The organism is Streptomyces sp. OR43 (genome assembly GCF_008042275.1).
Lineage (GTDB): Bacteria > Actinomycetota > Actinomycetes > Streptomycetales > Streptomycetaceae > Streptomyces.
Window position 1 is genome coordinate 473,857 of the sequence record NZ_RDBK01000008.1, and the last position, 8,447, is coordinate 482,303.

Below are 8,447 nucleotides of genomic sequence, written 5' to 3' on the forward strand. Positions count from 1 at the left end.
AGTCAGTGAGCATCGAGAAGCCCGAGATCGACTTCCCGGGTGGCGAGCCGCCGGCCGACCTGGAGATCAAGGAGATCTGGGAAGGCGACGGTGCCGAGGCCAAGGCCGGCCAGACCGTCTCCGTCCACTACGTGGGCGTGGCCTTCTCCACCGGTGAGGAGTTCGACGCCTCGTGGAACCGCGGTACGCCGCTCCAGTTCCAGCTCGGCGCCGGCCAGGTCATCAAGGGCTGGGACCAGGGCGTGCAGGGCATGAAGGTCGGCGGCCGTCGTCAGCTGACCATCCCCGCGCACCTCGCGTACGGTGACCGCGGCGCCGGCGGCGGCTCCATCGCGCCGGGCGAGACGCTGATCTTCGTCTGCGACCTGGTCGCCGTCTGATCCGGCGTCTCCGCGCTCCGAGGGCCCGTGCCGCCAGGCACGGGCCCTCGTGCCGTGGCGGGCGACGTCCGCCCCGTCGCGAACGCCGCCCGCCCCCGGCACCGGCTTTTGTCCGGACACCCCGGAGCGGTACGGTCGAGGGTCGTAGAGCAAAACAGAAAGGGCGTCGATGGCGATTGCCAAGGCCGAGCGGCTGATGAACCTGGCACTGTGTCTGCTGGGGACCCGGCGCCCGCTCAGCAAGCGCGAACTGCGCGGTTCCATCGAGGCCTACCTCGAGGCGGGATCCGACGACGCCTTCAACCGGATGTTCGAGCGCGACAAGGACGATCTGCGCGAGCTCGGCCTGGTCATCGAGACCGTGGAGAACCTGGACGGCGACACGGGCTACCTCGCCCGCCGCGACAGCAACCGGCTGCCCCCCATCACGCTGGACGCCGAGGAGGCCGCCGCTCTCGGGCTGGCCGCCAAGGTCTGGCAGCAGGCCCGCCTCGCCGGAGCCGCCAGCGGAGCCCTGCAGAAGCTGCGGGCCGCGGGCATGCCGGAGGCGGAGGACGCCTACGAGGTGCACAGCGCCCTCGAACCCCGCATCCCCGTCCACGAGGCCGCGTTCGAGCCCCTGATGCTCGCCTGCCGCGACCGCCGGCCGGTGACCTTCGACTACCGCAAGGCCAACGCCGCCCGGCCCGAACAGCGCCAGGTCGAGCCGTGGACGCTGGAGTGCTGGCGCGGGCACTGGTATCTCGCCGGCTGGGACCGGGAGCGGGGCGCGGAGCGGGTGTTCCGGCTCTCCCGGATCTCGGGCAAGGTCCGTTCGCGGGCCGGCGCCTTCACCGCCGAGGTCCCCGATGTGGTCACCGTCCGCGAGACCGTGGAGAGCTGGGCGGGCGAGACGGCGACCCGTACCGCGCTGATCAGGCTGCGGGCCGACTCCGGCTACCCGCTCCGCGCCCGGGCGATATCGGTCCGGGAACTCGGTGACGGGTGGGAGGAGTTGGAGATCCCGTACGGACACGGCCTGGACGCCTGGCTCGTCGAGTTCGGACCGGACGTCGTCGTGACCGAACCTGCGGATCTGCGGGCCGATGTGGTGGACCGGCTGCGCGCCGTGGCCAAGGACTGAGGGGACCGTACTCATGGCCACGAACGCCATCGACCAGACCCGCCGGATGCTTTCCCTGGTGACGTATCTGCGTGAGCGCCCAGGCGCCCATGTCCAGGACGTCGCGCGGGCCTTCGGGATCACCGAGGACGAGCTGATCTCGGACCTCGACGTCCTGCCGATGTGCGGGACGAGCTTCCGCGGCGGCGATCTGCTGGACATCGACACCGACGGCGACCGTATCTGGTGGCACAACCCGGACGACGTCGCGGAGCCGCTGCGGCTCGCGGCCGACGAGGCGACGGCCCTGCTCGTCGCCGCCCGTGCCGTCGCGACGCTGCCCGGACTGCGCGAGAGCGACCGTCAGGCCCTGCTGCGGGCCACCGCCAAGCTGGAGGCCGCCGCCGGTGAGGTGGGGGCCGCCAGCTCCCGGCTCTCGGTCACCTTCGAGTCCGAGGGCGGCGTCTTCGCCGATGTGGACCGGGCGATCTCCGAGCGCCGCCGGCTCTGGCTGCGCTACTACTCACCCGCGCGCGACGAGCTCACCGAGCGCGAGGTGGACCCGATCCGCCTGTTCGCCGTCGGACACACCTATATGGAGGCCTGGTGCCGGTCCTCCGAGGACCGGCGCACCTTCCGCCTCGACCGGGTCGCCGAGATCCGGCTGCTCGACGAACCGGCCGCGCCGCCGGAGCTGGAGCTCCGGGACCTGTCGGAAGGGCTGGTACAGCCCGCCGCGGAGGACCCGGAGGTCGTGGTCGAGGTCGGTCCCGGCGGCCGCTGGGTCGCCGAGTACTACCCGCACGACAGCGCCGAGGAACTGCCCGACGGCGGCCTGCGGATCACCCTGCGCACCCCCGACCCGGCATCGCTCCGAAGACTCGCGCTCCGGCTCGGCGGGGAGGGCCGCATCGTCTCGCCGCCGGAACTGGCGCGCAGCGCACGGACAGCGGCCCGTGCGGCGCTCGCCGCGTACGACGGCCTGATCTGAGGGGATGCGGGAGATATGGGCAATATGTCTGTGGTGTCCGGTGTTTCCGGTGTGCCGACCGTCGTCGTTCCCGATTCGGTACGGTTCAAGGCCGCCTGTCCGGACTGCCGGGCGCGGTTCGAACTGGCGGCGGCGGAGTTCCGGCTCGCGATCGGCGCGAGCAGCCGGACCACGTTCTACTCCTTCACCTGCCCCGCGTGCGGCGTGTCCGTCCGCCGGCCCGCGGGGGAGCGGATAGTGGAACTCCTCACCGGCGGCGGCGTGCGGACGCTCCGCCTGCACACGGGTGCCTGAGGCATCACTCCGGACCTCCGGGACCTCAGGGGCCTCCGGGACCGTCGGAACCTTCGGACACGAGACACATCGAGGCACTGCGCATGTTCTGGCCCATGCTCGCCATCGCCCTGGGATTCCTCGGGATCGCCGTCCTGGGCGTGCTGGCCGTCAAGGTCTTCATCGAGGCCCAGCGCCTCGGTCACCAGGTGACAAGTACCACTGAGCGCATCAACCGGGCGGCCGAGGACCTGGAGCGCGCGGCCACGAATCTCGCGGCCACGGGCGAAACCCTGCGCTAGTACCCCTCCCGGCAAGCTTTGCCCCGTCGGGCAAACATTGCCGGTCACGGCACTGGCGCCGCCGTTTGATCTGCCCGGGCGCGGCCTCCTCTTTCCCAGGCCCGGGGGGTACGCTGCTGGTGACGGCCCTGGCAGGGGTGCGGGCCGCAGCGAAAGTATGCATAGGCATTGCCTCGCGTTTACTCCCGCGGGTTACGATCGCTCCCAGCGAAATGGTCGGACGTGTGTCCGTCCCAGGGCAGCGAGCCCACCTCCAGCCGCCTCAGCGAGAAGGAAGCACATCATGGGCAATCTGAAGCCTCTCGAGATCGTTCTGATCATCGCTGTCATTCTGCTGTTGTTCGGTGCCAAGAAGCTTCCCGACATGGCGCGTTCGCTCGGCAAGTCGGCCCGCATCCTCAAGAGCGAGGCCAAGGCGATGAAGAAGGACGACGAGCCCGCGGCCACGACGGAACCGGTCGCCGACCAGGCTGCCCAGCCCGCCGCCGCGCGCACGATCCAGGCCGCTCCCGGCGACGTGACGAGCTCCCGCCCGGTGAACGAAGCGAAGCCCACCACCCAGAGCTGACGGCTGACGGATCTCTCCGACAGCTGCCGCACGAGACGAGGGAAGTGGGTTGCTCAAGTCTGCCCGCAAGCAGGAGAAGGACGGCGAGGGGCGGATGCCTCTCGCTGATCACCTGCGTGAGTTGCGTAACCGACTGCTGATCGCGGTGGTGGCGGTCGTCGTGATCACGTCGATCACGGCCTTCTTCTACAAGGACCTGATCGACTTCCTGATCCGGCCCATCCTGGAGTCGGTCGGCTGCACCGACGGCCGGAAGGTGCAGGACAACGGCAAGCCGTGTGCCGAGATGACGGTGAACGGTCTCGTCGCTCCGTTCTCCATCGCCCTCAAGGTCTCCCTCATGGCGGGCGTGGTGTTCTCCACTCCCGTGTGGCTGTACCAGCTCTGGGCGTTCCTGGCCCCGGGCCTGCACAAGAACGAGAAGAAGTACGCGCTGAGCTTCGTCGGCGCCGGTGTGCCGCTGTTCTGTGTGGGTGCCGCGCTCGCGTACATCCTGATGCCGCAGACCGCGGCGGTGCTGCTCGACTTCACGCCGGACAACACGACGAACCTGCTGCCCGTCGACGACTATCTCGACATCGTCACGCGCATGGTGATCGTGTTCGGCCTCGCCTTCGAGCTGCCGCTCCTGCTCGTCCTGCTGAACTTCACCGGAGTGCTCACGGCCAAGCGGCTCGCGTCCTGGTGGCGAGCCATGGTCATGGGCATCACGGTCTTCGCGGCCGTGGCCACGCCGACGGGTGACCCACTGACGATGGTGTCGCTGGCAGCGCCGATCGTGCTGCTCTACTTCATCGCGCTCGGCATCTGCATCGCCAACGACCGCCGCAGGCGTCGTAGCAACCCCGACGCCGACCTCGACGACGACGAGGCCTCGGACCTGGATCTCACCCCCGAGGACATCGGCGAGATGGAGAACGTGTCGGCCTCGCTGCCCGCACAGGCGGACGGCGAACAGGACGGCGGACGATCGTCCCGCCGAGACGGTTACGACGACATCACCTGACCTTGTAAGGTCCCCCGGGTGACCAGCGAGATCACCCTTTTCGTCAATCCCACCGCAGGACGCGGCCGGGGCGCGCACGCCGCGCAGCCGGCCGCTTCCGCGTTGCGGGACGCCGGATTCTCCGTCCGCACCGTGCTCGGCGAGGACGCCGACGACGCATTGCGGCGGGCCCGCGAGGCGGTGGCCGGGGGAACGGGCGCGCTCATAGCCGTCGGCGGGGACGGGATGATGTCCCTCGCCCTCCAGGCGGTCGCCGGAACCCTGACCCCGCTCGGTGTCGTCGCCGTCGGTACGGGCAACGACTTCGCCCGTGCCCTCGGTATGCCGATACGGGATCCGGCAGCGGCCGGGCAGCTGGCCGCCGAGGCGCTCAAGGGAGATGCCGTCCGCGAGATCGACCTCGGCCGGGTCGGTGAGCGCTGGTTCGGCTCCGTGCTCGCCTCAGGCTTCGACTCCCGCGTCAACGACCGCGGCAACCGGATGCGCTGGGTCGGCGGCCGCTTCAAGTACGACCTGGCGATCCTCGCCGAGCTCGCCGCCTTCAAGCCGATCACGTACCGCATGGGTCTGGACGGCGGACCGTTCCGCGAGGTCGAGGCGACGCTCATCGCGGTCGGCAACGGCTCGACCTACGGCGGCGGCATGCGGATCTGCGCGGACGCCGTCATGGACGACGGCCTCTTCGACGTGACCGTCGTCGGCGACTGCAGCCGCGCCACGCTCCTCAAGGTGTTCCCCAAGGTCTACAAGGGAACGCACCTCGGCCACCCCGCCGTCACCGTGCACCGGGTCTCCTCCATCGCACTGGAAGCGGTCGGCGTCACCGCGTACGCGGACGGTGAACCGCTCGGCGCGCTTCCGCTGACCGCGACCTGTGTGCCGGGTGCCGCCCGGGTGCTGGGGGCGTCCCGCACCACGGGCGATTAAAGATCGAGTGACTGTCGGAGGCGGCGGGTAGGCTCGTGGACAAGATGACAGAGGACCTCTCACCAGCTGAGCGATACCAGGCTTCCCGGATCCGAGCCGCCGAGCAGGCGACCGCGCTCGGACCGTTCCGCGAGATGTACGAGTTCGATCTGGACCCCTATCAGATCGAGGCCTGCAAGGCGCTGGAGGCCGGCAAGGGCGTTCTCGTCGCGGCTCCGACGGGTTCGGGCAAGACGATCGTCGGCGAGTTCGCCGTGCACCTCGCCCTGGCCCAGGGCCGCAAATGCTTCTACACCACGCCGATCAAGGCCCTCTCGAACCAGAAGTTCGCCGACCTGGTCAAGCGCTACGGCGCGGAGAAGGTCGGCCTGCTGACGGGGGACAACAGCGTCAACGCCGACGCACCGGTGGTCGTCATGACCACCGAGGTGCTGCGGAACATGCTGTACGCGGGCTCCCAGGCGCTGACCGGCCTCGGATACGTGGTGATGGACGAGGTGCACTACCTCTCCGACCGCTTCCGGGGCGCCGTCTGGGAGGAAGTGATCATCCACCTCCCCGAATCCGTCACGCTGGTGTCGCTGTCGGCGACCGTGTCCAACGCCGAGGAGTTCGGTGACTGGCTGGACACCGTCCGCGGCGACACCCAGGTGATCGTCTCCGAGCACCGGCCGGTGCCGCTCTGGCAGCACGTGCTGGCCGGCCGCCGGATGTACGACCTCTTCGAGGAGGAGAGCGACCACGGCGGCCGCGGGTCCGGACGCCGTGAGGTCAACCCGGACCTGGTCCGGCTCGCCCGCATGGAGAACCAGCGCGGATACAACCCGCGCGAGCGCCGCCGCGGGAAGATGGTGCGCGAGGCGGACCGCGAGCGCGAGCGGCGCCAGCGCAGCCGGATCTGGACACCGTCGCGGGCCGAGGTCATCGACCGGCTCGACGCCGAGGGACTGCTGCCCGCCATCACGTTCATCTTCAGCCGGGCCGGCTGCGAGGCCGCCGTGCAGCAGTGCCTGCACGCCGGACTGCGGCTCAACGACGAGGACAAGCGCCGGCTGGTCCGGGAGATCGTCGAGCAGCGCACGGCGTCGATCCCCACCGAGGACCTGCACGTCCTCGGGTACTACGAGTGGCTCGAAGGCCTGGAGCGCGGCATCGCCGCACACCATGCCGGGATGCTGCCGACCTTCAAGGAGGTCGTCGAGGAGCTCTTCGTACGCGGGCTCGTCAAGGCGGTCTTCGCGACCGAGACCCTCGCGCTCGGCATCAACATGCCCGCACGCTCGGTGGTCCTGGAGAAGCTCGTCAAGTGGAACGGCGAGCAGCATGCCGACATCACCCCCGGCGAGTACACCCAGCTGACCGGCCGGGCCGGCCGGCGCGGTATCGACGTCGAGGGCCACGCGGTCGTGCTCTGGCAGCGCGGCATGGACCCGGGCGCGCTGGCCGGACTCGCGGGCACGCGTACGTATCCGCTGCGCTCCAGCTTCCGGCCCTCGTACAACATGGCGGTCAACCTGGTGCAGCAGTTCGGGCGGCATCGTTCGCGTGAGCTGCTGGAGACCTCCTTCGCCCAGTTCCAGGCGGACCGGTCCGTGGTCGGGATCTCCCGCCAGGTCCAGAAGAACGAGGAGGGTCTGGAGGGCTACAAGGAGGGAATGACCTGCCACCTCGGTGACTTCGAGGAGTACGCGCGGCTGCGCCGCGACCTCAAGGACCGGGAGACGGAGCTCGCCAAGCAGGGCGCCTCGCAGCGGCGAGCAGCGGCGGCGGCGTCCCTGGAGAAGCTCAAGCCGGGCGATGTCATCCATGTGCCCACCGGCAAGTTCGCCGGGCTGGCGCTCGTCCTGGATCCCGGGCTGCCTGCCGGGCGGACCAACGGGCACGGGCACCGCGGGATGGAGTACCACGACGGGCCGCGGCCCCTGGTGCTGACGGCCGAGCGCCAGGTGAAGCGGCTGGCCTCGATCGACTTCCCGGTTCCGGTGGAGGCGGTGGAGCGGATGCGCGTGCCGAAGTCGTTCAACGCGCGCTCGCCGCAGTCGCGTCGGGACCTGGCGTCCGCGCTCCGGACCAAGGCCGGGCACATCGTGCCGGACCGGCACCGCCGCGACCGGTCCGTCGCCGCAGACGACCGCGAGATCGCGCGCTACCGGGCCGAGTTGCGCGCCCATCCCTGCCACGGGTGCGACGAGCGCGAGGACCATGCGCGATGGGCCGAGCGGTATCACCGGCTGCAGCGGGACACGCAGCAGCTGGAGCGGCGGATCGAGGGGCGGACGAACACGATCGCCCGCACCTTCGACCGGATCGTGGCCCTGCTCACCGAGCTCGACTACCTCCGGGGCAGCGAGGTCACCGAGCATGGGCGGCGGCTGGCCCGGCTGTACGGCGAACTGGACCTGCTGGCGAGCGAATGCCTGCGGGCCGGTGTGTGGGAGGGCCTCAACCCGGCCGAACTCGCGGCGTGCGTCTCGGCGTTGGTGTACGAGGCGCGGCAGGCCGATGACGCGGTGGCCCCGAAGCTGCCGTCCGGTCCGGCGAAGACCGCGATGGGTGAGATGGTCCGGATCTGGGGCCGGCTCGACGCCCTGGAGGAGGACTTCAAGATCAACCAGGCGGAAGGGGTCGGTCAGCGCGAGCCTGACCTCGGCTTCGCCTGGGCGGTGTACATGTGGGCGTCCGGCCGGACGCTGGACGAGGTGCTGCGCGAGGCGGAGATGCCGGCGGGGGACTTCGTGCGGTGGTGCAAGCAGGTGATCGACGTGCTGGGGCAGGTGGCCGCGGCGGCTCCTCGGGAGGGCAGTTCGGTGGGGCGGAACGCGCGGAAGGCGGTTGATGAGGTGTTGCGGGGAGTGGTGGCTTACAGCTCTGTGGGGTGAGGTGCTGCGGGGTGCGGGG

General features: G+C 70.2%; 9 protein-coding genes. All 9 read left to right on the forward strand.

What is annotated here, in order from left to right; translation table 11 throughout:
- The first annotated feature begins 5 nt into the window (after positions 1-5).
- Positions 6-380, forward strand: a complete 375-nt coding sequence (locus tag EAO72_RS06095; protein ID WP_148016154.1) for an FKBP-type peptidyl-prolyl cis-trans isomerase — start codon at positions 6-8, stop codon at positions 378-380.
- Between the two features lie 169 nt (positions 381-549).
- Entirely contained in the window at positions 550-1,503 is a 954-nt protein-coding gene (locus EAO72_RS06100) for a helix-turn-helix transcriptional regulator (RefSeq protein ID WP_148016155.1), read from the forward strand.
- A gap of 13 nt (positions 1,504-1,516) precedes the next feature.
- Positions 1,517-2,473, forward strand: coding sequence for a helix-turn-helix transcriptional regulator (locus EAO72_RS06105; RefSeq protein WP_148016156.1), 957 nt, complete (start codon positions 1,517-1,519; stop codon positions 2,471-2,473).
- 15 nt (positions 2,474-2,488) lie between these two features.
- Positions 2,489-2,767: a CpXC domain-containing protein gene (locus EAO72_RS06110; RefSeq protein ID WP_148016157.1), complete on the forward strand. Its 279-nt coding sequence runs from the start codon at positions 2,489-2,491 to the stop codon at positions 2,765-2,767.
- 83 nt (positions 2,768-2,850) lie between these two features.
- On the forward strand, positions 2,851-3,048 hold the full coding sequence (locus EAO72_RS06115; RefSeq protein WP_148016158.1) for a hypothetical protein: 198 nt from the start codon (positions 2,851-2,853) through the stop codon (positions 3,046-3,048).
- Between the two features lie 280 nt (positions 3,049-3,328).
- On the forward strand, positions 3,329-3,616 hold the full coding sequence (tatA, locus tag EAO72_RS06120; protein ID WP_148016446.1) for a Sec-independent protein translocase subunit TatA: 288 nt from the start codon (positions 3,329-3,331) through the stop codon (positions 3,614-3,616).
- Between the two features lie 49 nt (positions 3,617-3,665).
- A complete protein-coding gene (gene tatC, locus EAO72_RS06125) occupies positions 3,666-4,622 on the forward strand; it encodes a twin-arginine translocase subunit TatC (protein ID WP_148016159.1) in 957 nt (318 codons plus the stop codon).
- 18 nt (positions 4,623-4,640) lie between these two features.
- Positions 4,641-5,549: a diacylglycerol kinase gene (locus tag EAO72_RS06130; protein WP_148016160.1), complete on the forward strand. Its 909-nt coding sequence runs from the start codon at positions 4,641-4,643 to the stop codon at positions 5,547-5,549.
- Positions 5,550-5,593: 44 nt separating this feature from the next.
- The gene (locus EAO72_RS06135; RefSeq protein WP_148016447.1) at positions 5,594-8,428 is read left to right on the forward strand and encodes a DEAD/DEAH box helicase; all 2,835 of its coding nucleotides are present in this window, start codon (positions 5,594-5,596) and stop codon (positions 8,426-8,428) included.
- Positions 8,429-8,447: the final 19 nt, after the last annotated feature.